Source organism: Deinococcus radiophilus, from assembly GCF_020889625.1.
Taxonomy (GTDB): domain Bacteria; phylum Deinococcota; class Deinococci; order Deinococcales; family Deinococcaceae; genus Deinococcus; species Deinococcus radiophilus.
Genome location: NZ_CP086382.1, coordinates 142,830 through 166,791, shown reverse-complemented (window position 1 = coordinate 166,791; position 23,962 = coordinate 142,830). Strand labels below are relative to the sequence as shown.

Below are 23,962 nucleotides of genomic sequence, written 5' to 3'. Positions count from 1 at the left end.
GGATGTAAAAGGTGTGGAGCTGAGAATAGTATGCGAATTACAAAATTATGCAAAGCAAACAAGCATCATCCCCTCAGGAGTCGCCTATCCATAGGCGACTCCTGTACGTCATTCCTCAACTTATTTCCTGAGTATGCTTTTGCTCTGGCAGACTGCGCCGGCGACGACCATTTGGCTGTTCAGATCACAGCGAAAGTTCACTGTTTCCGGTCCCGCTCTGCCGCAAAGGCCATGCGGTGGGAGTCCAGCGATTCGCTGAGAGGAGTCGGAAGTGGTGCTTCTCTACGCAGGTAAGCCAGCCAGTCGGCCACCAGTGCCCGGTCGCCACCACCGTGATTTCCGGTGACATCCACGCTCCAGCGTTGGCATTGGCCGGTGCGGAAGTCGTGCCATTCCAGTTCGCCGTAGTCCATCTGGCCGCGCAGTTCGCCGTGCGAGCCGACCACTTTGAGGGTGCGGGTGTTGTTGCGGGTAAAAGCAGTGACGGTGAGTTGCGCTGTAACGCCGGAAGCGAACTGCACCGTGACCGCTTGGTGGTCACAGACATTGTTTTTGCCCAGGTAGACACACTCTCCATAGGGCGATTCGCGCAGGGCTTGCTCCAGCGTGCGCCCCCCGGCAGTCAGAACCGTGACGGGCCAGGTGTGGGGGTCGCGGGTCCGGTAAATGGTCCTCGCGTCTGAAGGGCAGCCCATGACCGGGCAGTCGAGGCACTGTGCCGCTGCTTCTGCTGGGGCCATTTCGGGGCGGAAGTGATGCAGATGGCCTACCGATTGCACCCGCTCAGGCGCAGAGCCGGCCCACCACCGCAGCAGGTCCAGATCATGCACGCTCTTGGCCAATAAGAAGGGTGCTGCCGGGGGAGAGGAACGCCAGTTGCCCCGGACGTAGGAGTGGGCGTAATGCCAATGGGCGACGTTCTCAGTGAGCATGATGCCTATCAGCTGGCCCAGCTGCCCCGAGCCTATGACCTGGGCCACTTCACGGAAAAAGGGTGTGGCCCGCAGCACATGGCACACGCTCACGCGTCCTGTCGAAGCCTCTTCAGCGCTCAGCAGCAGATCCAGGTCGCTTTCGCTCAGGCAGATGGGTTTCTCCAGCAGGACGTCATAGCCCAGCCGTAAGGCATCCAGGCAGGGAAGAACATGCTGGTCGTCTGGGGTGGCGATCACCACAGCGTCAGCGACTTGGCCCAGTGTGAAGAACTTCCTGGCATCCGTGAAGCAGTGGTTTGCAGCTATACCTAGGCGTTCGGCCACTTCCCGTAGACGCTCAGGCTTGGGGTCAATCAGGTGGGTGATGGTTGCACCTTGCTCGGTCAGGTGGTGGGCATATACGTCGGCCCCCCGGTTGCCACAGCCGATGATGGCCACGCGAATGCTCATGCTGAGCAGTGTAAATGGTGGTGACGGTGGATGTTAGGTTGTTGCCTTAATTTTGTAACTCGCATATTACATATCTGACGGTAATGTGCCTGCCTCCCCACTCTCCCCATTTCTTCAGGGCAGGACCCGCGCCACAGCGTAGGGGATGATGTGAGGGCGGCCCGTATCGGGGTCGGTCAGGCGGTGGGCCTTGAGGCCGAACACGTCACGCAGCAGATCATCGGTCAGCAGCGCGGCAGGGTCACCCTGGGCATAGATGCGTCCCCCCTGCACGGCAATCAGTTCGTCCGAATAACGCACCGCCTGATTCAGATCGTGCAGCACCATGACCACCGTTTTGCCCTGTTCCCGGTTGAGGCGCTGGACCAGTTCCAGCACTTCCAGCTGGTGGCTGAGGTCTAGATAGGTGGTCGGTTCATCCAGCAGCAGCACCGGCGTACTCTGGGCCAGGCTCATGGCGATCCAGGCCCGCTGGCGCTGCCCACCACTGAGCGCCTCCAGCGGACGACCGGCAAAAGCAGTCATGCCGGTCTGGGCCAGAGCCCAGGCAACCTGCTCGGTGTCGGCGGCAGTGCGCCCGCCCCAGCGGCCCTGGTGGGGGTGGCGCCCGAACCAGACCAGCTGCTCTACGCTCAATCCCTCCGGGGCCACCGGACCCTGCGGCAGAATGGCCAGCTTGCGGGCCACCGCCTTTGGGGTCAGGCGGTGCAGGTCGGCGCCGTCCAGCAGCACCTGACCCCCACTGGGCGACAGCAAACGCGACAAGGCACGCAGCAGGGTAGACTTGCCGCAGCCGTTGGCTCCCACCAGCGAAGTGACAGCCCCGCCACGGACCGCGAAGCTCAGGTCGTGCAGGATGTCCTGGCCACCGTAGCCTAGGCGCAGATGCTCGGCGCCCAGCGGGGCAGGGGGAATAGGTTCAGTGGGATGAGACACGGGCACAACTCCTTTTGAGACAGGCATCAGGCCCCCATCCGGGAGGACTGACGCAACAGATACAGAAAATAAGGCGCACCGATCAAGGTGGTCAGGAGCCCAGCCGGAACCTCTAGGGGAGGCAGCAACATCCGCCCCAGGGTATCGGCCCCCAGCACCAGCAGGGCTCCCAGCAGCGCCGAGACGGGCAGGTGCGCTGCGTGCAGCCCCCCGGTCAGCAGCCGCGCCAGGTGCGGGGCCACCAGGCCCACGAAGCCCAGTACGCCACAGGACGTCACTGCCGCCGCCGCCAAGCCCACGCCAGTGCTGACGGCCACCAGGCGGCCCAGCCAGGTGCGGTGGCCCAGGGCCAGAGCGGTGTCCTCACTAAAGGTCAGCAGGTCCAGGCGGCGGTGCAGCAACCAGGCAGCGGGCAGTAACACCAGAGCCCAGGGCAGCATCCGGGTCAGATGCTCCCAGCCCGCGCCGTACACACTCCCTGACAGGAAGGCCAGGGCCCCGCCAATCGGGTCGGGCGCCCGCAGCAGAATCAGCTGTTGCAGGGCGGCGCACGCGGCCCCCACCGCCACCCCAAGCAGGGCCAGCCGCACCGGAGGCAGACGCAGACCGTCCCGGGCCAGCAGCGTGACCGCACCGAAGGCCAGCCAGGCTCCCAAGAAGCCGCCCCAGGGCATCAACCCGTCCGGCGCCTGCGGAAAAACCAGGAGCAGCAGCGTGACGGCCAGGCCTGCCCCGGCCCCCACCCCGACAATGTCTGGACTGGCGAGCGGGTTGCGGACCACCGCTTGCAGCAGCGTGCCGCTCACCGCGAACATCGCCCCCCCCAGCGCTGCTGCTAGCACACGCGGCAAACGCAGTTCCAGCACCAGACGGCGGGTCAGTTCGCTGCCGCCACCCAGCAGGGTCGCCAGAACGTCGGCGGGTGGCGTGGCAACAGCACCCAGACCCAGCGCGACCACGGCCAGCACCAGCAGCAAGAGCAGCAGCGTCACAAGGAGCGGCGCGGCAACGCCCAGCCCCACACTTGGCTTTCTTTCTTGCTTTCTGACATTCTGGCCGAGCATCAGGCACGCACCTGACGGGCCAGCCACACGAAAAAGGGCGTCCCCAGCGCCGCGATCAAGATGGCGATCGGAGTCTCCGCCGGGGCGTCGATCAGGCGGGCGGCCACATCGGCAGCGATCACCAGGGCGGCGCCTAAAAGCGCGGCCAGCGGCAATGAGCGGCGGTGATCCAGCCCCACCAGGGCGCGTGCGAGGTGCGGGACCAGCAGCCCGACATACCCTACGGGGCCGCACAGCGCCACTGCCCCGGCGGCCAGCAGGACGCCCAACAGGCTCAGCAGCAGCAACTCGCGGCGGGGGTCGCGGCCCAGGCTGCGGGCCACATCGTCACCCAGAGCCAGCAGATTGACCCGGCTCCCCACGGTGAGGGCGAGAACAAGCGGGAGCAGCAGCCAGAACCAGGTCTGCGACAGGTCCTCCCAGGTGCGTCCCGCTACACTGCCCCCCAGGGCCAGCAGCGCGGGCTGGGCCCGGTCCGGCCAGAGCAGTTGCATTCCCCACGTGAGGCGCCTGCAGACCGCCGCCACCGCCACCCCGCTGAGGGTCAGCCGCAGTGGGCTGAGGCCCGGGCGTGAGGCGAAAGCCAACGTGACCCCGGCGGCCAGCAAGCCCCCGACAAAGGCGAGCGGCACACTCAGCAGTCCTAGGGCAGGCCACAGGATCAGCGCAGCACTGAGGCCCAGGGCTGCGCCCGCCTCCACACCGAGGATGCCAGGGTCACTCAGGGGATTGCGGGTCACGCCCTGCAAGAGAGTGCCACTGACCGCCAGCGCCGAGCCAGCCAGCCCGGCAGCCAGCAGACGCGGAAAGCGCAGGTCCCAGACCGCCAGGCTGGCGCGGCTCTCATCCGGATGTTGCAAGGCGCGCAGCACCTCTGCCGCTGGAATCTGCAGGACACCGTAGACCAGCGAGGCCAGCGCCGCCACACCCAGAAGCAGGGCGGCAGCGGCGTACCACACCATTACGGGTACCCGGGCTAGGGTCATGCGCTCTCCTGGACTTCGCGCAGCGTCACCCGGTACTGCGGAGCCGGAAACAGGTCAGGTGAGTGCGAGCTGCCGGGAAGCTGCAACACGTGGGTGCGTTCTCCGGTGGCTTCCAGTGCAAGAGACGGCTGAGCCCCATACGCCTCGGCTTGGAGCCGCACGCTGAAGCCTGCCTCCCCCTCCCAGCTGACCTCGGCGCAGCGTGGAGCGTCCAGCCAGCGCCAGCCGTACTGAGCGAAAGCGGCAGCGTCCGCCCGCTGTGCGGCTTCAGGCAACGCCGACCAACCCCGGTAGTAGGGGGCCAGGGCGCGGCCATCGCCGGACCGTTCGAGCAGTTGCCGGGTCAGTTCGGGCGTGAGATGGCCCCAGGAACGCCCCGCCGGAAGTTCCAGCAGGGTGGGCGCATACTGATGACCGCCAAAGTGCGAGGTCCGGTACAGTCGGTGTTCAGGGAGCTGCCGCAGCAACGCTGCGCCGTATTTCCCACAGGCACTGTCCACCCGCCCGTGGGTACACAGATACCAGTCGGAAAGCTGTAGTGGTGCAATTTCCCGGGCCTGACTCACCCCGACCCCGGCCGCGTACTGCAAGAACAGCGCCCAGAGGGCGTCCTCATCGGCCAGATAGTCGCGCTGCCGATATTCCGCAAACGCCCCGGCTGGACGGGTATAGACCCGCACGCGCCGCCGGGTCGGGTCAAACGCGGCCGGATCCGCCGGGGCAAACATCAGCCAGCCGTAGCCCAGGCCGCTGTGGGAGGACCAATCGGACAGCCCTTCCAGCGCGCGGCGCTGGACCTCGGACATCCGTGCCAGGTCGCGCAGGGCATCCCACTCACGCACTGGCGACTCGAAGGCAATGCAGGTGTCCCAGCGGTGGGCCGAGCCGTGCGGCGACTCGCCACTGCGGCGCGACACGTCGGCACACAGCGGCAGACGCGCCGCACCCCCTGGCATCAGAAGGTGTCCAGAATGGCTTTGGTCACCAGGTTGGAGTTGCGGGCCTGGGTCAGGGGACCAGAGTAGGGGCTGAACTCCTCGGGCTTGTAGACCACCAGCTGATCTTTCAGGCGTTGACCCACCGCGCTGCTCAGGAACTCGTCTGAGCCGTCGTATTCACCGCCAGGGGGGAACACGACCACCAGGGTGTCGTCGCCTAAGCCCAGCAGGGCTTCTTCACTCACCTGGGCACCCACCCCCAGGGTCACGTCATCCAGGCTGATGCCGTCCTCAAAGCCGAGGGCCCGCAGGTCTTCAATCAAGCGGGTGCTGGTGTAGACCCAGTTGCTGCCACCCGGAAAAGGCGCGACCACGACCACTTTGGGAAAACGGTCCAGCACGCCTGCCACGTCCAGCGCATTGCGGTTGTAGCGGTTCACGTTGTCGGGCAGCGCGATGATCTGCTCGGCCCGCTCCTGGCGTCCGAAGATCTCGCCCAGGTCGGTGACGGCCTTGCGCCAGAAGTTGGGGCCGCCTTCCTTGTAGCCCAGGGTCGGAGCCACGGCTGAGAGTTTGTCATAGTTCTCGTTGCCGTCCCAGGTCAGCCGGACCACCAGGTCGGGGTCCAGTGCAGTGATGGTCTCCAAATTGGGCGCTTCCCAGCTGCCCACATAGGTGACGTCGTTCAGGCGGCCATGCGAGAAAAAGCCGCGGTCCGTCACATCAGCACGCACATTGCCGCCTTCGAGCATGTCAGGGGCGATATAGGAGCTGCCCAGGCCCACCACCCGGTCACCCAGGTTCAGGGCATACAGCCAGCCCAAAGCCTCTTCATCCATGACCAGCAGGCGCTGTGGCTCGGCTTCAATCTGGGCGGTACCCTCGTCGTGGGTGATGATCAAAGGGGTATTTTGGGCCGCGGCCAGACCAGCCAGGCCCAGGCTCAGCGCAGCGGCCAGGATCAGGGGGGAGTTCTTCATGATTGTATCCTCTCCGGCTGCCAGCGCAGCCCGATGCCGCCTATGCTGAGCTATTCCGACCAGTTTAGTCAAGTATTGAGAACTGGGTTACGGTTGAGCGCGCTGTAAATGTGGTGTTTGTATTTATTCTTGAATCTACAGAGGGTCTGCTGAGAAAGTGGAACAACCGGAAGAGGCAGGCACCGGCAGAAACGCACACAGACACATCGCGTGCTAGTGGGCGTTCTCTTGGCTGGCTGTTCCGGCCCGGAGCACTTCTGGCGAAATCTGGTGCAAGCGTTCCATGACCTTGCCCCTGTTTTCGGTGCCAGTCTGATTGCGAATTCAGGAGCAGACTGGGAGGCATATGAACGGCAAACGGTATACCGAAGCACATATTCTGGACATCCTTGGACAGCTTGAGGCGGGCACGCCTATAAGCGATTTGGCGCGACTTCATGGAGTCGCGCCAGGGACGATTTATCGCTGGAAAGCCAAGTACGGTGGCATGACCAAAGACGAAGCCCGTCAATTTCGTCAGCTGGAGGCGGAAAACCAGCGTCTCAAAAAGCTGGTTGCTGACCTTTCGCTGGACAACGCCATGCTGAAAGAGGTGGTTGGACGAACGTGGTAGGGCCTGGGACCACGTCCCAGGCGAGGACACCTCTCAAAAAACAGATAGCGATCTTCCTGAAGGACACCTTCGCCGTGAGTGAACGTCGAGTCTGTCGGGCCCTGGGCTTCTCGCGCACGACCTATAGAAGAAAAAGCCCAGAGAGAGTAAAAGATCTGGTTCTGGTCGAACGTTTACGTGCACTGGCACGGGAACGGCCACGCTTTGGATACCGAAGACTTCACCTGATGCTGGGCCGAGAAGGTTTGAACGTGAACCATAAGCGTGTGTACCGCATCTATCGTGCCGAAGGGCTAGCCGTTCGGAAGAAGGAGCGCAGGAAGCTCAATGTTGGGGAGCGTCAGCAGAAACCACAGGTTTCTGCTCCTAATCAGCGTTGGAGCCTGGATTTCATGACAGACCAGCTCGCATCTGGTCAGCGATTTCGTGTGCTGAACGTGGTGGATGACTTTACCAGGGAGTGCCTGGTGATGCAGGCTGGAACGTCCATCACAGGGCACGATGTCGTGACTGCTCTGGAAGCTGTGGTGCGGTTCCGTGGTGCACCACAGGCTATTACGACCGACAATGGCCCAGAATTTACAGGGAGAGCCCTGGAACTCTGGACCCATAAGTGCGACATCATGCACCACTTCATTCGACCGGGAAAACCCGTCGAAAACGCCTATATCGAAAGTTTCAATGGACGTGTTCGGGATGAATGCCTGAACCTCCACTGGTTTCAGAATCTGGATCAGGCCCGTCTGATTCTTCGCCGCTGGCGTGAGGACTACAACGATGTCAGGCCACACACTTCACTGAATGGACAGACTCCGAACGAATTTGCCCGCCTGTTGCAGGCGGGCTGAGGTAAGCTGAGTTTCGCAAAACGACTGGTACCGCTTTTGGGGCACCCTCACTATCTCAACCCAGTCACGGTGGCTCAGTATGGTCTGAGTCATTACGGGCGCTTCCTCAAGACCAACAACTCTCTGGATCGCAGCAAATTCTTGGCTCACGCAGACGCCCTGCTGACCATGCAAGATCAAGAGGGTGCCCTCCGCTACCCCTTTGCTTACCGGTATTACGCCACCAAGCAGATGCTGGAGCCTGGCTGGGTGAGCGGCATGGCGCAAGGTCAGGCCATCAGTGTATGGGTACGTGCCTATAAACTCACCGACGACGAACGGTATGCAGCCGCAGCCGCACGGGCGCTGAAGTTCATGAAAAAGCCTGTGGAAGAAGGTGGCACCTGGGCAAGTCTCAAGGCTATCTCGCCACGCCTGGCGGCACTGGGCATCCCCGATGAATACCCCAACCAACCCAGCACGTACACTCTAAACGGGGCGCTGTTTGCCATGTTAGGACTGTACGATTTGTCGGTGACTGCTCCAGAAGCGACCACCAGGCAAGATGCCCAGCGAATGCTGGATAACAGCCTAGAGGCCATGAATCACCTGCTGCCGCTGTACGATATCGGCGGCTTCACCAGCTACGATTTGGCCCACATCACCCTGAAGCTGGAAGGCCCACATGTGGCTCCCCGCTATCATGCAGCTCATATTTACCTGCTACACGCCCTTTACGAAGCCACAGGGAAAGGGTCGCTTAAGTTGTATGAGACTCGCTGGTCAAGCTACGTTAAGTAAGTAGCGCCCGTAAGCGATTCTTCCACCCCGCCTCTGAGCGGGGTTTTTCCTTTCCCCACCGCCCCGGCCCGGTGGGGGTTCCTTTGGCCGGGAGAAACGGAGGTGTCGGTAGTGGTACGGAAAATCCTTCAAGCCACGTTCGAAGATTCCGTAGCTTCCAGCAGTTTAACCCAGGGGTAGGCATACCCCAGACTGGAATGTCTCCTTCCAGAGTTGTACCAGTTTTTAAACTTCGTGCTGAACGCACGAAGCTGGGCAATATTCGTCAATTCTTCCCGGAAGACGCCGTCATATTTGAAGGTCCGGTTGAGCCTTTCCAGGATGCCCATTCCTCGCTTCTGTGAGACCTTGGCCCGTACCCAGTTGCCCGGCTCCTGACAGGCCGCCTGGAATGCGCCAGACGTAAAATCTGAGCCACCATCAGTCATGATCAGGAGCTGCTCGTCTATGCCGAGATGGTGCAGCACATGGACTCCTCGTTGCAGCGCGGTGACCGCGCTGCTGGCAGAGAGATTCCGGACCACTTCAATGTGCAGCAGTGCGCGACTTTCTACGTCCAGGACAAGATAAGCCCAGCAGATCCCGTCCGGTAGGCTGAGCCGTGTGGCATCCATCTGAATTCGGCGGCCCGCTGGCCAGAGAACGATAGGCGTAGGGGACACCGGCAGACGGCGCTTCTTTCTGGGAACTGGGCGCTGCACCTTCAACTCCACCATGCAGCGACGAACAGTATGGAGGCCCGGAGCAGGCCGCAGAACATCTTGTTGTAGGGCCTGATAAATCAGACGGTAGCCGCTGAGTGGCTCTTCCAGGGCTTTCAGCCGTACCTCTTCCAGGACGTGCTGACGTCGCTCCGTCCGCTGTGCAGAACGCTCTGCGTTCTGCCGGGCATCGCGCAGGACATGATATGGACGCTCAACCTCAGCCGCAAATTGACTGAGGCTGAGCTTCGGGTGGTCTCTGAGCAACTCCTGATAGCACGCCAGGAGTTCATCTACGCTCAGAGACCCCGGATTTTTTTTGCGATGTAGAGCGACAATTCCTTATCCGCAATGATGGCCTTGAGCTGCTGGACTTCCTTCTTCAGCTTCTTTTGAGCCGCATCCGGCCTGGCTCCCTGGAGGCGGGCACGGCCCGCTTCCAGAAACTGGGCACGCCAGGTGTGAATCAAGCTCTCGCTGACCTCGTATTCACGAGCAGCTTCTGCGATGGTGTGCTCCCCGCTCAGGACAGCCAGAACAAGCTGCTCCTTGAGTTCAGGTGACCAAGTTTTGCGCTGTTTTCCCATATCTTCCCTCCAGTGTGCCCCACCCTCCTAAAAAGTGGGGCCGATGTGGAAGGATTTCGCGTACCACTACCCGGGTCTTGTCCATGTCTATGCATGGGCATCCTTTGCCAGATTTGTCACAAAATACGGGCCCACAGAATCGACGAGGAGGCCCCTCCAAAATGGATCGAGGGTAGAGGTAGGGTCGCCCAAGAACGAGAGGTAGCTTGAATGAGCAGAGCTCCTTCTTACCTAAGGGATTTTAGGGATGAAAGATGACTCGTGAAGGCTAGATCACCTCACCTGCTCTGGACGTATAAAAATCCGGCAGTGATATGGGTTGACCTAGAAATGAGTTTCATGGCACGCGCCACTTTCGTTCCTGCCGCCGCCGAGCCGCCCAAGCAGCACTTTCCAGACCTGCATGACCCTGAGACGGCCCAGCGGCTCATCATGCCCCTGCCCGCCGTCATCCGGATGCTGGAAGTGTTGCAGGTCAGCCGCCAGCAGCAGGCCACCCTCCTCAATCTTATTGAGCGTGCGCTGCAAGGCTCGCTCCCCAAGAAGCTCAGCGTCGATCGGTTCACCCGCATGAATCTGGTCGACCGGCCTCTACGAAGCCCGGCGCACCCTGTACGCTGAAGATAAGGTTACCCTCTGGCCGACCCGGCCCAATGACCGACTCACGCTGAATGGTCGACGGCCCCTCAACGACCTACTTATCAATAAGTTGCCACAACCGTTACCGGAATGCGGCCGGGCTGACTCGCCGCTGGGAAGCTCCACGCAGCAGAGTGTCTAGGGCCGCTGGGTCCATCCCCTGCCCGATAAACACGATTTCGCTGAACGCTTGGGATGGATCTTGCCAGGTGCCGGCCTGTTCGAGTGCGAGCTGCTGGCCGGTGTGATTCCACAGAGTTGCCATACCGTCGCCCAGATTGATCCATCCCTTACTGCGAATAATATTCTGAGGCAAACTGGACTTGCTAGGCTTTGGTGAAAGTCAGGTTCAAGAGACTTCACAATGGAGGGCATCATGCCTACCCCCAAGCAAGTGTATTCCGCCCAGTTCAAACAGGAAGCCGTTCAACTCGTTCGCACCAGCGGAAAAAGCTGCGCTGAAATCGCCCGGAACCTCGGTGTACCTGCCCACTATCTGGTTCGCTGGAAAAAGCAGCAAGAACAGCACGAACAGGTAGGTCGTCCAGTCTTCACTGGGCGCGGCAAAGCCGCGCTCAGTGCCCAAGAAGCCGAACTACGTGAACTCCGCAAAGAACTCGAAATTGCCCGTCAGGAGCGGGATATCCTAAAAAAGGCGCTGGGGTACTTCGCCAGGCAGATTTAACCTTCCAATTCATCCATGACCACCAAGGAGAGTTTCCTATTGCCCTGATGTGCCGTGTGTTGGAGGTCAGTGTCAGCGGCTATTACGCCTGGCGGACGAGACCACAGAGTAGACGTAGCCTAGAGGATGAGGTACTGACCGAGAAAATCAAGTATTTTCACGAGCGAAGCCACCGAACCTACGGCACGATTCGCCTGAAAGAAGATTTGGCAGGAGAAGGATTTCAAGTCAGTCGGCACCGTATTGGACGGCTGATGCGCGAAGCGAACCTTGAGGTTCGCTATAAGAAACCGACTCGCAAAACCACGAACTCAAACCACGCTCACCCTGTGGCAGAAAACTTGTTGGACAGGGATTTTACGGCGACCGCGCCCAACCAAAAATGGGTGACAGATATCACCTATATCCCCTGCACAGATGGCTGGCTCTACCTGGCTACCGTGATGGACTTGTTCTCTAGACGGATTGTGGGCTGGGCTATGGAAAGTCACCTTGAGGCCACCTTGGTCATGAGCGCCCTGAATATGGCATTTGAGAGCCGTGGGCCTGTGGGTGGCGTGCTGCATCACTCAGATAGAGGGAGCCAGTATGCCAGTGAGGCTTACCGTCAGGCATTAGAGCGGCTGGGAGCCGTGCAGCGTATGAGTAGGAAAGGGGACTGCTGGGATAACGCTGTACAGGAAAGCTTTTTCAGCACTTTGAAGCTGGAATTGGACTTGAGAAAAGCGCGGGGAACCCGCGCCCAGACGAAAACAGAGGTGTTCGAGTGGATTGAAGTGTTCTACAACCGTATACGTCGTCATTCAGCCCTTGGCTATCAGTCACCAGTGGCCTTCGAAGAAGCCTTTTACGCTCGAACTGAACTTCTATCAAACCCTTGACAGTCCAAAGACCAAATTCAGCCAAGCTGAAGGAGTCAGTCCCAGCGCACTGAGTCGCTTTTTCAATGTCTACGACTGGGATTCAGACCGTTGCTGGGACGAGATGCAGGACTTCCATTGGCGCATCTTGCTGGAGGCGGCTCGCCACAAACGCAGACCTCGTCTGCGTCTCAGTGTGGACCTGACCACGGTGGAAAAGGTGGGGACTCAACTGCCCTACGTCAGCGTCTACAACGGCAGGCACGGCATTCATTTGGTGGTCTTGTTCGCCGAGTATGGGGAACTGAAGTTCCCCATTTCCTACCGGGTGTACCAGGGCAAGCACACCAGCACGCCCGTCACTCTGGCGCTCGACCTACTGGAAGAGGTGCCGGACTTCATCAAGAAACGTTTCCGGGTACGTGTCCTAGCGGACAGCGGCTTTGAAGCCGCTGTTTTTCTGGAAGGCGTGCGGCACCTCGATTTCGAGTTCGTGGTGGGTGTGAGGAGCAACCGGCGCACGGACCATCCTGGGCGGGTGACGGTAGCGGACTGTCCGCATGGAGGCTATGTCAACTTGGCCAACTGGTCTCTGGAAACGCTGTCTCTGGGGAGAGTAGACCGTGGGGACCGTGAATTCTTCGCGGTGTCGTCTGAACTGTTGGAGGGGGACGAGATCGTTGCTGAGGGTGGGCGGCGCTGGACATTGGAGTCCTTTTTCAAGGAAGGTAAGCACCAGTTTGGGTTGGCGCAGTTCGCGCTGCGAACTGCCAGGGGTCTGGACCGCTGGATTCTGATGGTCTTCCTGGCCTTCACCCTGACCATACTGCATCGCTCAGAAGGGATGACCTTGAAAGAGGCGGCACGCCTGGCCCTCTACACCCTGTTCCCCGTAGTCAGGCTCAACCATCTTCTGAGTCAGCTCCAAAAAGAACGAGAATTTCTTCTCCAGCACGGCTATTCGCTCAGCTATGCAAGGTGCAAGTTATGAGCTTTACACTGAAGCCAATGGTGGCCGCTCTCTTTGAACCCGCTGCCCTGACAGCGGTTCCCCGGACAATCGTGGCCATACCTGCCCGTGATGAAGCCGCGGTGATAGCCGCCACCCTACGGGCTCTGGGCAGGCAACGCACCCTGAGCGGTGAACCACAGCCCGTAGAGCTGCTGCTGCTGGTCAACAACACCACGGACGCGACAGCCACGCTGGCCCGCACGGAGGCCGCCCGGCTCCCCCACCTGCGGCTGGCGGTCCGTGAGAAACACTGGTCAGCGCAGCGCAGTGGCGTGGCTTACGCCCGCCGCGCCGTGATGGACTGGGCGGCCGAAGTGGCCGGAGCGGGTGGCATCGTTGTGAGTGCGGACGCGGATACCCGCCCGGCCCCGGACTGGCTCCACGAATTGACTGCTCCACTGCGGGCGGGCATTGCCCCGGCCAGCGGCGGGCGAATTCTGCTGGAGCCCGGCGAACTGGCTGGGCTACCTAGCGCAGTACGGAGAACTCATCTGCTGGACAGCGGCTACCGCTGGTGGAGCGGACAGCTCAGTGCAACGCTGAACCCGCAGCCGCACGATCCCTGGCCGCACCACTGGCAACATTTCGGGGCCAGCCTGGCCCTGACCGTACCGGCCTACCGGGCGGTGGGTGGCGTGCCGCTGGTCGATCACTTAGAAGACGTGGCGCTGGTTCAGGCCCTCCAGCAGCGGGACCTATCGGTACGCCACACCGTGCGGGCACGGTCCTACACCTCCGCGCGGCGCAGCGGGCGGGTACCGGTGGGCCTGTCCACCCAGCTGGAGGAATGGTCCGCTGGGCCAGAAGCCTGGCATGTCCCAGGCGCTGCTGAAGTCATGGCCCTAGCGTGTGCTGAAGCCGCCCTGCGGGTGGCCTGGAGCGGCGAGCCCTATGGTCTGACAAAACTGGCCCAGCAGTGGCAGATCAGCCCGGACGACCTGGCCGCCGCCCTACGCTGCCCCCACTTCGGTAAAGCACTGGAGCAGGCCCACGCCGCGCGGCTGGCCGGTGGCTGGTCCCAGCGATTTAGGCCAGTCCCAGTCCAGCAAGCACTCCAGCAGATCCGCCTGGAACTGGCCCTATTGAGGGCGGGAGGTGCTGACCGCCAAACCAGACCCTCGGCGGTCCTGCCCTCCCGCTCTGTTCAGGCGGTGCGTTCCAGTAGATCTAACCGGTAGCCCTGCTCGGCGTCCCCCTGCCGCTCGCCGTGCAGCCAGCGCAGCCCGCTGCCCACCCGGCGCAGCGCCGCCTCATGCACGGCGTCTCCGGTCTGGGGATAGTCGTGGACAGGCGGTGTCCAGTGCACCAGCAGGAGGGTTCCGCCGGGTTCCAGCCGCGCCAGCACCGCGTCCAGGGCCACGTCCAGATCCGCCACCGAAAGGTAGTACAGCACCTCACTCAACACGATCAGGTCAAAGGGGCCAACGGGGAGGCGGTCAGGCAACGCCCCCTGGATGAACTGGATGTTGGCGGCGCCTGCATTCCGCGCCCGCGACCGCTTCAGCGCCTGCCGATTGACATCGGTGGCAACCATCCACTCGGTCCGCTCGGCCAGCTGACCGGTCAGCACCCCGATGGAGCAGCCCACCTCCAGCGCCCGGCGGTAACGTGTACGGGGCAAAGCAGCCAGGGTGCGGGCATATTTGGCCGCCTCGTAGGGACTGCTCGCAAAGTCCCAGGGGTCCTCGCGGGCGGCGTACACGTCCTCGAAATAGTCGGGCGGCAGGGTCATGGGGATCAGTCTACGCTCTGCCCGTATGGGCGGAAATACAGCTCCGGCCCCGTCAGGGCGCGGTCCACCATCTCGGCACTCAGGGTAAAACCGCTCGGGTCATCCTGAATCAGCCCCAGCTGGCTGCGGTGGGCGGCAATGGCCGCTGCCTTGGTGCGGCGGTGGGGAGTGACGTCAAAGGTCAGCACCTGGGCTTCGGCAGCAACGGGCCAGTCGGCGGCCGCACCGCGCCCGGTCAGCCAGACCGAGTAGCCCAGGACTGGGGTGTTCCAGGCGGCCCGCACCGGCTCCCAGGCGGCGCGGTGGTCCGGATGAGGGTCACGCTGCCAGGGAAGCAGCACCAGCGCGGGCGGGGCCAACTGGAATGCCCTCCGTACCGCCGCCGTGACCTGCTCTGGCGGGACGGCGGCCAGCGCCCCGTCGGGCAGACCCAGGGCTGCGCTCCGCTCCGGAGAAATTCCAAGGACCTGCAAGCCGCGCCGCCACTCCTCCAAGCGTAGGGCCGCCAGCCGCACTCTGGGATAAGTCCGCGACCCTGGATGCGAAAAGCCGCCGTCGGTCAGCAGCAGAGCCCAGACTTCGGTGCCCTGAGCGACCAACGCGGCCAGCAGGGCACCACAACCCAGCGCCTCATCGTCAGGATGGGGAGCCACCACCCACACCGGCCCACTCAGGGTGGCTGGGTTGAGCGCCACGCTTTCCAAATCCGTCAACTCCACCGGGCCGTTGCTCCAGTCAGGGTCCGGGCCCCCACCTGCAAGCGGGCCGCGTCTGGGGCAGGCTGGCGCAGGTAATGGCGCAGGTCGCGGATCAGCCGCTCAGGGTCGTGGGGGGCCAGCAGGCCGCGGGCGCCCACCGCCCGCTCGGCTGCCTCGCAGGCCAGCAGGGCCGCCTCTTCAGTGACGACCCGGCAAAGGGCCACGTAATCCAGTGCGGCTTCGCCGTGTGCCTCCAGGCGGCGCCCCCCTTCACGCACCGTTTGCCAGGCCGCTTCCACCTGGGCTGCGGCCGCCGCAAAGCGCAGCTGCTGCACCGGGTCCTCCTGCCGCCCCATACGGCTAAGCACCTCACGGGCCGCCCCGATCACTGCCTCAGCGCCGCCCAGCTGCGCGGCCAGAAAACGCAGGGCACCGCCGCCGAACTCGGGCTGACGGTAATAGTCGCCCGGTGCGCCCACCTCGCTGCCGGGCGGCAGGGTCAGACCGCCGAGGTCCACACGGGCACTCACACTGGCACGCATGCCCAGCGGCTGCCAGAAAGCGTGATCAAAGCGTTCCGGCGGCAAAGCAGCGGGGGCGAGCAGCATCACGCGGCCCTCACCCTCCACCTCGGCAGGCAGCAGTGGTCGGACAAACTCGGCGCCCGACGCGAAGGTCTTGTTGCCGCTCAGGGCCCAGCCGCCTGGGGTCCGCTCGGCCTGCAGGCCAGGAGCCGCTTCGGTATTCCAGACGCTCAGCAGACTGCCGCTCTGGGCCACCTCGCGCAGCTGGTCGGGGGTGCCGTAGCGCCAGATCAGGGACAGGGCGTTGACATGACCCTCCAACAGCCGCGCCACCGGCAAACTGAGGCGCCCCAGACTGCGCAGCAGCTCCAGTACGTCTAGGCCGTTCAGACCCCCACCCAGGCCCTCCGGCAAGGTCACACTCAGCAGCCCGGCTCCGCGCAGCGCTGAAAACGACGCTTCCGGGAATCCACCGTCAGCGTGACGCAGTGGTGCCTCGGCCAGGATGACCGGCGCGGCCCCGGCCAGGCGGCGCAGGGCGCGACCGAGGTCCAGCCCCAGGTGTAGTGTTGGCAGCTCCGGCGGCGTCCAGGTCCCGGAGCGGCTGTCTCGCTCCCAGGCCTGCACCTCCCGCAGCGCAGCGGCCAGGTCCGGATCTACCGGACGCTCACCCGACGGTCCGGCCAGGCCCAGCAGCCCGTTGGGACAGTGACGGTCATCCGTCCAGCCGGGATGATCGGCCACCGGATACAGGCACACACCCAGCACCGGCACCCCGCCCGCCCGCGCTGTCAGCACCTCGGCGCAGACATGACGCAGCCAGCCGGCCCGCGCCGCGCCCTCGGTGCCGGTTTCAGCCAGCACCACTGGCCGCTGGTAGCGTTCATGCAACTCCCGCAGCAGTTCCGAGAGCGGACGGTGGCAGTCATCGCCCGGCGTCAGAATCTGTCTCAGCTCATGCTGCGAGTGATGCTGCCACTGGTTCACCGGATAGTAGTTGGCCCCCACCAGGTCCAGCAGGTCTTCACCGCCACCCAGTTCGGGATAAAGGCGGCCCGCCAGCATATCCAGCGCCTCGTACTGCGAGTGGTGAAAGCCCTGAGCGTCTCCGGCCTCGTGGGGGCGCTCAGGGTCCGGCTCAACCGCGATCAGTGGCTCGGCATGCAGGAAACGCACCCCCGGCACCGCCTCCCGCAGCGCCCGCATGGCGGCGATAGAAGCCCGGGCCAGTTGCCGTTTCAGTTCGTGGCCGCGCCCCTGGGCAAAAGGGGCCATCTGCCCCACCTGGCCGCCTTCCCAGGCGAAAAAGGAAATTTCATTGACCGGACAGACCCACAGCTCGCTGGCCGTGGACTGGGCCAAAAACTCTCCAGCCGAGCGGGCATAGGCGGCAAACGCCTGTGCAAAGTCGTCTGAGAAAGGGTCAGCCCAGTCGGGATACCCGTAGTGCATCAGGTCCCAGATCACTTGCGTGCCGGTTTCCCCGGCGGCACTCCACTGCTCTTTTACCGACGAAAAGTCGTATTCGCCCCGGCGGCGTTCAATCAGCGGCCAGCGTAGGCCGTCCCGGATGGTCCGCAGTCCCAGGGCCTGCACCGCCCGGTAATCCTGAGCGGCCAGACGGTCATGGCCGCTGCTATCCAGCACATCCACCCGCCGCCCGGACGGCAGGCGGTGGGAGCTGCACTCGAAGCCTCCCATAAAGAACGAGGCAAATGGGCTGGCGGGCTGGCTCATTCCCTCACCATGCGGGTCAGCAGCTACGCGGCAGATGAGGAAAGGCCCAAGACCACTGGACTGTTGGCGGTTTTAAGGGATGCTGGAGGTGCACTGCTGCAGCGGCGCTCAAGGCCAGGACCAGGCCAGAAGCCCGGTAAACCAACGCTTACTGTTACTCTGGGTCCTTGCTAAAAGACGGCTCTACCGGAGCAGACTGGCGGTCCTGATCGGTGGGGGCGGCAGGGCGCACCTCACGCACCAGCCGGATGTCCAGCGGGCCTTCGCCAAAGCTCATGCGGCGCTGCGGATAGGGAATATTGATCCCCGACTCGTCCAGCGCGATCTTGATGCGTCGGTTGAATTCGCGGCCCACCGCGTACTGACTCTTGGGGCGCACCTTAAACAGCCCGCGCAAGGTCACGGCGTCCGGACCCAGCGCCGTCACGCCCTGAATATCCGGCTCGTCCAGATAGTGCATGGACCACTTCTCATCGGTGTACATCTCGCGGCTGACCCGCTCCAGCACCAGCAGCGCCTGATCAATGTCCGCCTCGTAGGCCACGTCCACGGTGGCAACCACCCGCGCCCAGTCCTTGCTCTTGACACTGATCGCGGTGATCTGACCGTTTTGCATGATGTGCAGTGTGCCGCTGATGTCACGCACCGAAGTCGTCCGCAGATTGATGTCCTCCACCGTGCCCGACACGGCACCCAGGTTCAGATCAATGTCGTCGCCCACACCGTACTGGTCCGACAGCAGGATAAAAAACCCGTTGAAGATGTCCTTGATCAAGCTCTGGGCTTTAAAACTGACCGCCAGACCCAGCACCGAGGCGCTGGCCAGCAGGCTGGTGGCATTGACCCCGATGGACTGCAGCACAGCAATCAAGGCGGTAAAAATCACCACGGCCTTAAGGGTGCTTTCCACCACGCCCTTGAGGGTACGGACCCGGACCGAGCGGCGATTAAATTCGTCGCTGGGCACGATGCGCCCCGCCAGCTCTCCGATCACCGACCAGGCCACCAGGGCCAGCGCCAGAATCAGCAGCAGCTGTCCAGCGGTGGCCCGCAGTGCGCCCAGGGCATCTTGCCCCAGCCCAAACAAGGGGCTGGAGGTCAGGTAAAACGCCTGGGTGGTCAGTCCGGCCAGCAGCAGCAACGCCGCAAAAGCCAACAGCGCGTGCAGCACCGGATAAAATCCCCTGCTCATCCGGGGACGCAGCCAGCTCAGAACCAGCAGCCCCATCCGGTAGAGGGCCACCGTGACAACGGCGCCCAGGGCAAACTTAAACCATGCGGCAGGCTTGATGATCTGGAGCTGGAGTTCTTCCCACATAAGAGTCCTTGTGGTGGGCCCAGGGGACCCGGCCACTTCAGTCCGCCCATCTTAGCGTGAGGCATCGGCAATGGCGCTCAATCCGCCAGGGCCACGGCCTCCCCCTCCACTCTGCCCCAACCGTTTTCATCAGGAGGCAGGGCCAAAAAAATCCGCCGAAGCGGGCGAAAGAGCATTCAAGCCTCCTGCAAGCTTCGGCGGTGCGCTTTAAGTTAGTGTTCAGCTACCAGAGGTCGTGGTGCTGCCTTTGGTATTAGAGGTGGACATACCCGAAGTCGCGGTTCCCGAGGTCTGCGACATGCCACCCTGGCTGCTCATGTCGGACTGTGCCATGCGGATCTGGTTGTGAACGTCTTTCACGCCACGGACACGCTCAGCGCAGCTCTCGGCGGCCCGCTTCTGCTGGCGGTCACTGACGGTGCCGGTCAGGGTCACTTCACCGCTCTCGACCTTCACTTCGATCTCGCTGGCATCCACCGAGTGATCATCTTGCAGGGCGTCACTCACTTCTTCTTTGATGCGTTCGTCGCTACGCTGGTGCCCCTTGGGGCCTTTGCCGTAGTGGCTCTGGCCGCCCATCTGACCCATACCCATGCCGCCCTGAAAGGAGTCGGAGCGGCCATAGTCACGGTCCATACCGTAGCCGCTCATCCCTTGACGGCCCTGGCCGGAGCCGCCCATACCCATGCCACCCATGCTGCCCTGACCGGAGCCGGAACGGCCATAGTCACGGTCCATACCATAGCTGCTCATCCCTTGACGGCCCTGGCTGTAGTCCTGGCCGTATTGTCCCTGACCATAGCTACCCTGGCCTATAGACCCGTAGGACTGGCCCTGACGGCCCATGCCCATCGATCCCTGAAAGGAGTCGGAGCGGCCATAATCACGGTCCATACCGGAACCGCTCATGCCCTGGCGGCCCTGGCCGTAATCCTGACCATACCCTTGCCCATAACTGCCCTGATCCATCCCACCCTGGCGGTACTGACGGCCCATATCATCACTGGAACGGAAATCGGAACGGTCCTGCGACATGAAATCACGGTCCATATCCATGCGGCGGCCTTCACTCTGGTAACGGTCCTGTCCGTAGCCTTCACGGTCAAAGCGGCTGTCACGGTCATCAAACTGGCGGTCATTGCGGTAACGGGTCATGGCATCTCCTATGCAGGACGACGGACGTGGACGGTCCACATCTCCATTCTCTCGCTTTTCAACTTTTGCCTGCTCCTTCATCACAAGCGAAAACCCTGACTTTTCTGTGGCAACCCACTAAAGTAGGTTTCATTTTTCTGCTTCGTCTCAAGGTTCACCTGACTGGTGCGCCAACCCAAAACCATATTGACTGATTGAAATAAATCAATATAGTTTTGGGCGATGACCCGTGTTCTGATCCTGTGTACCCACAATTCGGCCCGTTCCCAGATGGGTGAAGGCCTCCTGCGCCGCGCAGCGCAGCGGCTGGAGTTGCCGCTGGAGGTTCATTCCGCCGGAACCGAGGCCACCCTTGTCAAGGACGGAGCCAAGCAGGTGATGGCCGAGCTGGGTGTGGACCTGAGCCGCCATACTTCCAAGACCCTGCACGACCTGCCTGACCCGCAGGACTTCGACTATGTGATTACCGTGTGTGACAGCGCGAACGACGCTTGCCCGGTGTATCCGGGGCACACCGAGCGCCTTCACTACCCGTTCCGCGACCCCAGCGGCGGCAGCCTGGAGCTGTGGCGCGAGGTGCGGGATCAGATGGACCGGCAATTCACCGCCTTCGCGGGGGCGCTGGCGGCGGGGCAGGCTGTGCCGCCCTCCTCGGACCAGACACCAGGCACGCGGGCCGACTGAATGCTGCTGGCTGCGGCTATTTTTCTGCTGACCCTTACGCTGGTGATCTGGCAGCCCCGGCTCCGCTGGCAGCCTGAGGGCCTGGGCATCGGGTACAGCGCGGCGTGCGGGGCAGCGCTGGTCCTCCTGACCGGGGTGGTCAGCGTGCCTGACATTCCAGTGGTGTGGAACATCGTCTGGAACGCCACCGCGACCTTTATCGCATTGATCGTCATCAGCCTGCTGCTGGACGAAGCCGGATTTTTCCGCTGGGCCGCGCTGCACGTCGCTCGCTGGGGCCGGGGCAGCGGTCACCGCCTCTTTGCGCTGATCGTGCTGCTGGGCGCGGCGGTGTCGGCCCTGTTCGCCAATGACGGCACGGCCCTGATCCTCACGCCGATTGTCCTGGCGATGCTGACGGCACTGGGCTTTTCGGCGGCCACCACACTGGCCTTTATCCTGGCCACCGGATTTATCGCGGACGCTGCCAGTCTGCCGCTGATCATCTCCAATCTGGTCAACATCGTCACGGCTGACTTTTTTGGGATCGGTTTTGGCGAGTACGCCTCGGTGATGGTGCCGGTGAACGTCGCTTCGGTGCTGACCTCGCTGGGGGTGCTGTATGTGATGTTTCGCCGCGATCTGCCGCGCCGCTACCCGGTGGGCGACCTGCCGGACCCGCAGGGGGCCATCTGTGATCCGCAGGTGTTCCGGATGGGCTGGGCAGTGCTGGCCGCCTTGCTGATCGGTTACTTCGCCGCCGAGCCGTTAGGGCTGCCTGTCAGCGTGGTCGCTGTGCTGGGCGCGGTCATGCTCTGGATTCCGGCAGCCCGTGGAAGTGCCGTGGACACCCGGCGGGTGCTGGCCGGTGCTCCGTGGCAGATTGTCCTCTTCTCGCTGGGCATGTACCTGGTGGTCTACGGCCTACGCAACGCGGGCCTGACCGACCTGCTGGCCGGGGTACTGAACCGCTTGGCCGAAGGTGGCCTGTGGACGGCCACCCTCGGCACCGGCTTTCTGATGGCGCTGATCTCCAGCATCATGAACAACCTGCCCAGCGTGCTGATCGGCAACCTCGCCATCGCTGACAGCGGGGCTGCGGGGCTGGTGCGCCAGGGCATGGTTTACGCCAACGTGGTCGGCAACGACCTGGGGCCGAAAATCACCCCGATTGGTAGCTTGGCCACGCTGCTGTGGCTGCACGTGCTCACCCGCAGTGGCATCCGCATCGGCTGGGGGCAGTATTTCCGGGTCGGCATCATACTGACGCTGCCGGTGCTCCTCATCACGCTGCTGGCGCTGGCGCTGCGGTTGTCGCTCTAGAGGCCGCCGCCCCCCTTGTCCAGATGGCTTCTAGACTGGAGGCAGAATGAAAATTGCCGTTTTTGGAGATGTTCATGGCAACCGCTGGGCACTGGAGGCGGTCAGACAGGACATAGAGGCCCAGGGGCCCGATGCCTGGGTCAATCTGGGCGATCAGTTGTTCGGCGGGGCCGATCCTGCCGGGGCCTGGGCCATACAGAGCGAACTGCGGGAACAGCGCGGCGTCCTGGAAGTACGCGGCAACACCGATGAGCGCCTGGGTCAGCCGCTGGCCGAGGCCACTGAGAAGCGGGCCATGCTGGAGTGGCTGCACGGCCAACTGCCAGATGGGGCCGCGCAACATGTGAGTAAGCTGCCCCTGAGTATCGAACTGGCGGGCGGCGCGGTGGTGTGCGGACACGGCACGCCGAGCAGCGCCTGGGAGTACCTGCTGTGGAATAAGAAGGCGGAGCGCTGGAAGACCGACGACGAGGTGATGGACAGCCTCACAGACCGGCCCCGCGCGGCCCGCGTGGTGGTGGTCGGTCATTCACACCGTGAACACCTGCGCCAGATCGGGCGACTGACGGTGATCAACTGCGGCGCGGTCAGCCGCCAGAAGGACGGCAACCCCGAGGCCCGCTGGTTGCTGCTGGAAGGCGAGGGAGATGTCTGGCACGCCGAGTTCCGCCGGGTGGACTATGACATAGAAGCGGCGGCTGCCTGGGCTGAAGCCCATGCACAGGGCGGCAAAACAGAAGCCCAGCAACTACGCAGTGGGCGGGAGTAGCCCTTCGCCCCGTACCTACAGGCGGGGATCGAACGGTAGTGGAGAAGTCCCCACCAGCCGCACCGCCTGGGCCACCTGTGGATGGCGGGCGTGAATCAGGTAATTGCTTTGTCCTGGCCCGTACACGTCCAGCGGCAAGATCACCGACGGCACCCGCAGCACTGGTGAAACCTGCTCATCGAACCACTGATCTCCAATGACCTGCGTCGCGGGCGTTTCCGGATGGGCATTCCAGCTTTGCGGAAGCTGGGCCACGTCCAGTTCCGCCACGGCGTCTTCATTGACCTCAAAGCGCAGATACGCGTGCGGCACGGACCTGAGGGCCTTACTGTCCACATGCACCACCACTTCCAGCATGGCCTGCGCCAACGTGTCACTGGCATAGATCACCCGGCGGTCGGCCTGGCCTGCCGGGTCGGGACTGTTCCAGCGTCCGCCGAAGCGGGCGGCCCCAAAGCCGTGCTCCGGCAGATCAGGACTCTGGGCATACTGCACCTTGCTGACCCGGTACAGCGTGAGTGTCACGTATAGACGCCGCGCTCCAAGCGGCCCAGCACCGTAAGCACATATTCGGCCCCACCGGGCAGCAGCGCGAACTGCAGCGGAGTCTTATCCCCGAATGTCTGCCGGGGTGTCATGAGCCAGCGGTGGGCATCCTGCACACTCTGAAAGTAATGTTCGGCGGCTTCGGTGACCCGTGCCAAGTGGTACAGGCTGGCACTGTCGTCCGCACTCAGGGGGCGGCCCCGGCGCCGGTAGCTGTGATAGGTGCTTTCGCTCAGCCCAATCAGCGCCAGGGTCTCCCCCAGCGTCAGGCCCAGGTGCCGGGCGAAGCCCTCCAGCGCCTGGGTACCGAAGCCGGCCTGCGCTGCGTCTCCCAGCTCGATCAGGTTGGTGGCCTGCACCCCCAGCAGCGATGTGCCAGGCAGCGCCGGAGCCGTGCGGGTCGGGGTAAATGTGTAGGTCATTTCGCCGCCTTTCTGGAAGGAATCAACCTAGAGCGGTTCATCCCAACTCCAGATTAGCAGT

At 63.0% G+C, this 23,962-nt stretch carries 23 protein-coding genes and 2 pseudogenes; 9 read left to right on the top strand and 16 right to left on the bottom strand.

Annotated features, from left to right (window positions below; translation table 11 throughout):
- Positions 1-197 precede the first annotated feature (197 nt).
- The 6 genes from LMT64_RS13005 to LMT64_RS12980 all read right to left on the bottom strand — a co-directional run bounded on the left by LMT64_RS13005 (position 198) and on the right by LMT64_RS12980 (position 6,289).
- Complete coding sequence (locus LMT64_RS13005) at positions 198-1,385, bottom strand: Gfo/Idh/MocA family oxidoreductase (RefSeq protein WP_126352169.1); 1,188 nt, start codon at positions 1,383-1,385, stop codon at positions 198-200.
- A 114-nt stretch (positions 1,386-1,499) separates the two neighbouring features.
- Positions 1,500-2,321, bottom strand: a complete 822-nt coding sequence (locus LMT64_RS13000) for an ABC transporter ATP-binding protein (RefSeq protein ID WP_324295883.1) — start codon at positions 2,319-2,321, stop codon at positions 1,500-1,502.
- Between the two features lie 26 nt (positions 2,322-2,347).
- Positions 2,348-3,385, bottom strand: a complete 1,038-nt coding sequence (locus LMT64_RS12995) for a FecCD family ABC transporter permease (protein WP_126352171.1) — start codon at positions 3,383-3,385, stop codon at positions 2,348-2,350.
- Complete coding sequence (locus tag LMT64_RS12990) at positions 3,385-4,371, bottom strand: FecCD family ABC transporter permease (protein WP_229253535.1); 987 nt, start codon at positions 4,369-4,371, stop codon at positions 3,385-3,387. Before LMT64_RS12990 ends, LMT64_RS12995 begins: the two co-directional genes overlap by 1 nt.
- Positions 4,368-5,327, bottom strand: a complete 960-nt coding sequence (locus tag LMT64_RS12985; RefSeq protein ID WP_126352173.1) for a sucrase ferredoxin — start codon at positions 5,325-5,327, stop codon at positions 4,368-4,370. Before LMT64_RS12985 ends, LMT64_RS12990 begins: the two co-directional genes overlap by 4 nt.
- Entirely contained in the window at positions 5,327-6,289 is a 963-nt protein-coding gene (locus tag LMT64_RS12980) for an ABC transporter substrate-binding protein (protein ID WP_126352174.1), read from the bottom strand. Before LMT64_RS12980 ends, LMT64_RS12985 begins: the two co-directional genes overlap by 1 nt.
- A gap of 346 nt (positions 6,290-6,635) precedes the next feature.
- On the opposite strand from LMT64_RS12980, the pseudogene LMT64_RS12975 reads away from it, so the two are divergent.
- Both LMT64_RS12975 and LMT64_RS12970 read left to right on the top strand, forming a co-directional pair.
- Positions 6,636-7,750: pseudogene (locus LMT64_RS12975) on the top strand (IS3 family transposase).
- A gap of 141 nt (positions 7,751-7,891) precedes the next feature.
- Positions 7,892-8,530 carry a D-glucuronyl C5-epimerase family protein gene (locus tag LMT64_RS12970; protein WP_229253534.1) on the top strand — a complete coding sequence of 213 codons (639 nt, stop codon included), beginning with the start codon at positions 7,892-7,894 and terminating at the stop codon, positions 8,528-8,530.
- A 128-nt stretch (positions 8,531-8,658) separates the two neighbouring features.
- Here LMT64_RS12970 and LMT64_RS12965 read toward each other — a convergent pair whose 3' ends face one another.
- On the bottom strand, positions 8,659-9,498 hold the full coding sequence (locus tag LMT64_RS12965; protein WP_229253119.1) for an integrase core domain-containing protein: 840 nt from the start codon (positions 9,496-9,498) through the stop codon (positions 8,659-8,661).
- A 32-nt stretch (positions 9,499-9,530) separates the two neighbouring features.
- A complete protein-coding gene (locus tag LMT64_RS12960; RefSeq protein ID WP_229253533.1) occupies positions 9,531-9,818 on the bottom strand; it encodes a transposase in 288 nt (95 codons plus the stop codon).
- Positions 9,819-10,157: 339 nt separating this feature from the next.
- Here LMT64_RS12960 and LMT64_RS12955 point away from each other — a divergent pair, with 339 nt between their 5' ends.
- Entirely contained in the window at positions 10,158-10,439 is a 282-nt protein-coding gene (locus LMT64_RS12955) for a hypothetical protein (protein ID WP_126353708.1), read from the top strand.
- Between the two features lie 100 nt (positions 10,440-10,539).
- On the opposite strand, the gene LMT64_RS12950 is transcribed toward LMT64_RS12955, so the two are convergent.
- The gene (locus LMT64_RS12950) at positions 10,540-10,773 is read right to left on the bottom strand and encodes a CobW C-terminal domain-containing protein (protein WP_126353709.1); all 234 of its coding nucleotides are present in this window, start codon (positions 10,771-10,773) and stop codon (positions 10,540-10,542) included.
- Positions 10,774-10,833: 60 nt separating this feature from the next.
- On the opposite strand from LMT64_RS12950, the pseudogene LMT64_RS12940 reads away from it, so the two are divergent.
- The 3 genes and pseudogenes from LMT64_RS12940 to LMT64_RS12930 all read left to right on the top strand — a co-directional run bounded on the left by LMT64_RS12940 (position 10,834) and on the right by LMT64_RS12930 (position 14,192).
- A pseudogene (locus tag LMT64_RS12940) lies at positions 10,834-12,023 on the top strand (IS3 family transposase).
- Complete coding sequence (locus LMT64_RS12935) at positions 11,953-12,993, top strand: transposase (protein WP_456077507.1); 1,041 nt, start codon at positions 11,953-11,955, stop codon at positions 12,991-12,993. The pseudogene LMT64_RS12940 and the gene LMT64_RS12935 overlap by 71 nt, the downstream one beginning before the upstream one ends.
- Before the next feature lie 17 nt (positions 12,994-13,010).
- The gene (locus LMT64_RS12930) at positions 13,011-14,192 is read left to right on the top strand and encodes a glycosyltransferase (protein WP_126352758.1); all 1,182 of its coding nucleotides are present in this window, start codon (positions 13,011-13,013) and stop codon (positions 14,190-14,192) included.
- Here the strand turns inward: LMT64_RS12930 and LMT64_RS12925 are convergent.
- The 5 genes from LMT64_RS12925 to LMT64_RS12905 form a co-directional block, all read right to left on the bottom strand.
- Positions 14,159-14,746 carry a class I SAM-dependent DNA methyltransferase gene (locus LMT64_RS12925; RefSeq protein ID WP_126352729.1) on the bottom strand — a complete coding sequence of 196 codons (588 nt, stop codon included), beginning with the start codon at positions 14,744-14,746 and terminating at the stop codon, positions 14,159-14,161. The two genes, LMT64_RS12930 and LMT64_RS12925, sit on opposite strands and share 34 nt — an antisense overlap.
- A gap of 5 nt (positions 14,747-14,751) precedes the next feature.
- The gene (locus LMT64_RS12920; protein ID WP_229253532.1) at positions 14,752-15,459 is read right to left on the bottom strand and encodes a PIG-L deacetylase family protein; all 708 of its coding nucleotides are present in this window, start codon (positions 15,457-15,459) and stop codon (positions 14,752-14,754) included.
- Positions 15,456-17,705 (bottom strand): acyl-CoA dehydrogenase family protein, encoded by a 2,250-nt coding sequence (locus LMT64_RS12915; protein WP_126352730.1) that lies wholly within the window; start codon positions 17,703-17,705, stop codon positions 15,456-15,458. The genes LMT64_RS12920 and LMT64_RS12915 overlap by 4 nt, the downstream gene beginning before the upstream one ends.
- A 154-nt stretch (positions 17,706-17,859) precedes the next feature.
- A complete protein-coding gene (locus tag LMT64_RS12910) occupies positions 17,860-19,023 on the bottom strand; it encodes a mechanosensitive ion channel family protein (RefSeq protein WP_229253531.1) in 1,164 nt (387 codons plus the stop codon).
- Positions 19,024-19,242: 219 nt separating this feature from the next.
- Complete coding sequence (locus tag LMT64_RS12905; RefSeq protein WP_126352732.1) at positions 19,243-20,178, bottom strand: BON domain-containing protein; 936 nt, start codon at positions 20,176-20,178, stop codon at positions 19,243-19,245.
- A gap of 222 nt (positions 20,179-20,400) precedes the next feature.
- On the opposite strand from LMT64_RS12905, the gene LMT64_RS12900 reads away from it, so the two are divergent.
- Genes LMT64_RS12900 through LMT64_RS12890 form a run of 3 tightly spaced genes read left to right on the top strand, consistent with a single transcriptional unit; the run spans position 20,401 to position 22,933 of the window.
- Positions 20,401-20,862 (top strand): arsenate reductase ArsC, encoded by a 462-nt coding sequence (locus tag LMT64_RS12900; protein ID WP_126352733.1) that lies wholly within the window; start codon positions 20,401-20,403, stop codon positions 20,860-20,862.
- On the top strand, positions 20,863-22,164 hold the full coding sequence (locus tag LMT64_RS12895; protein WP_126352734.1) for an arsenic transporter: 1,302 nt from the start codon (positions 20,863-20,865) through the stop codon (positions 22,162-22,164). It begins immediately after the preceding gene.
- Positions 22,165-22,210: 46 nt separating this feature from the next.
- Positions 22,211-22,933, top strand: a complete 723-nt coding sequence (locus LMT64_RS12890; RefSeq protein ID WP_126352735.1) for a metallophosphoesterase family protein — start codon at positions 22,211-22,213, stop codon at positions 22,931-22,933.
- A gap of 15 nt (positions 22,934-22,948) precedes the next feature.
- Here the strand turns inward: LMT64_RS12890 and LMT64_RS12885 are convergent, their stop codons facing one another.
- Together LMT64_RS12885 and parS are read right to left on the bottom strand one after the other, a co-directional pair.
- Complete coding sequence (locus LMT64_RS12885; protein WP_229253530.1) at positions 22,949-23,458, bottom strand: RES family NAD+ phosphorylase; 510 nt, start codon at positions 23,456-23,458, stop codon at positions 22,949-22,951.
- Positions 23,455-23,901: a type II RES/Xre toxin-antitoxin system antitoxin gene (gene parS, locus LMT64_RS12880; protein ID WP_126352737.1), complete on the bottom strand. Its 447-nt coding sequence runs from the start codon at positions 23,899-23,901 to the stop codon at positions 23,455-23,457. Before parS ends, LMT64_RS12885 begins: the two co-directional genes overlap by 4 nt.
- Between the last annotated feature and the right edge of the window lie 61 nt (positions 23,902-23,962).

Excerpts from the sequence above, each read along its gene's own strand:
- LMT64_RS12915 (WP_126352730.1), bottom strand. The coding sequence starts at position 17,705 with ATGAGCCAGCCCGCCAGCCCATTTGCCTCGTTCTTTATGGGAGGCTTC.
- LMT64_RS13005 (WP_126352169.1), bottom strand. The coding sequence starts at position 1,385 with ATGAGCATTCGCGTGGCCATCATCGGCTGTGGCAACCGGGGGGCCGAC.
- LMT64_RS12905 (WP_126352732.1), bottom strand. The coding sequence starts at position 20,178 with ATGACCCGTTACCGCAATGACCGCCAGTTTGATGACCGTGACAGCCGC.
- LMT64_RS12930 (WP_126352758.1), top strand. The coding sequence starts at position 13,011 with ATGGTGGCCGCTCTCTTTGAACCCGCTGCCCTGACAGCGGTTCCCCGG.
- LMT64_RS12990 (WP_229253535.1), bottom strand. The coding sequence starts at position 4,371 with ATGACCCTAGCCCGGGTACCCGTAATGGTGTGGTACGCCGCTGCCGCC.
- parS (WP_126352737.1), bottom strand. The coding sequence starts at position 23,901 with ATGACCTACACATTTACCCCGACCCGCACGGCTCCGGCGCTGCCTGGC.
- LMT64_RS12910 (WP_229253531.1), bottom strand. The coding sequence starts at position 19,023 with ATGTGGGAAGAACTCCAGCTCCAGATCATCAAGCCTGCCGCATGGTTT.
- LMT64_RS12895 (WP_126352734.1), top strand. The coding sequence starts at position 20,863 with ATGCTGCTGGCTGCGGCTATTTTTCTGCTGACCCTTACGCTGGTGATC.
- LMT64_RS12890 (WP_126352735.1), top strand. The coding sequence starts at position 22,211 with ATGAAAATTGCCGTTTTTGGAGATGTTCATGGCAACCGCTGGGCACTG.
- LMT64_RS12960 (WP_229253533.1), bottom strand. The coding sequence starts at position 9,818 with ATGGGAAAACAGCGCAAAACTTGGTCACCTGAACTCAAGGAGCAGCTT.
- LMT64_RS12980 (WP_126352174.1), bottom strand. The coding sequence starts at position 6,289 with ATGAAGAACTCCCCCCTGATCCTGGCCGCTGCGCTGAGCCTGGGCCTG.
- LMT64_RS12995 (WP_126352171.1), bottom strand. The coding sequence starts at position 3,385 with ATGCTCGGCCAGAATGTCAGAAAGCAAGAAAGAAAGCCAAGTGTGGGG.
- LMT64_RS12955 (WP_126353708.1), top strand. The coding sequence starts at position 10,158 with ATGGCACGCGCCACTTTCGTTCCTGCCGCCGCCGAGCCGCCCAAGCAG.
- LMT64_RS12900 (WP_126352733.1), top strand. The coding sequence starts at position 20,401 with ATGACCCGTGTTCTGATCCTGTGTACCCACAATTCGGCCCGTTCCCAG.
- LMT64_RS12925 (WP_126352729.1), bottom strand. The coding sequence starts at position 14,746 with ATGACCCTGCCGCCCGACTATTTCGAGGACGTGTACGCCGCCCGCGAG.
- LMT64_RS12985 (WP_126352173.1), bottom strand. The coding sequence starts at position 5,327 with ATGCCAGGGGGTGCGGCGCGTCTGCCGCTGTGTGCCGACGTGTCGCGC.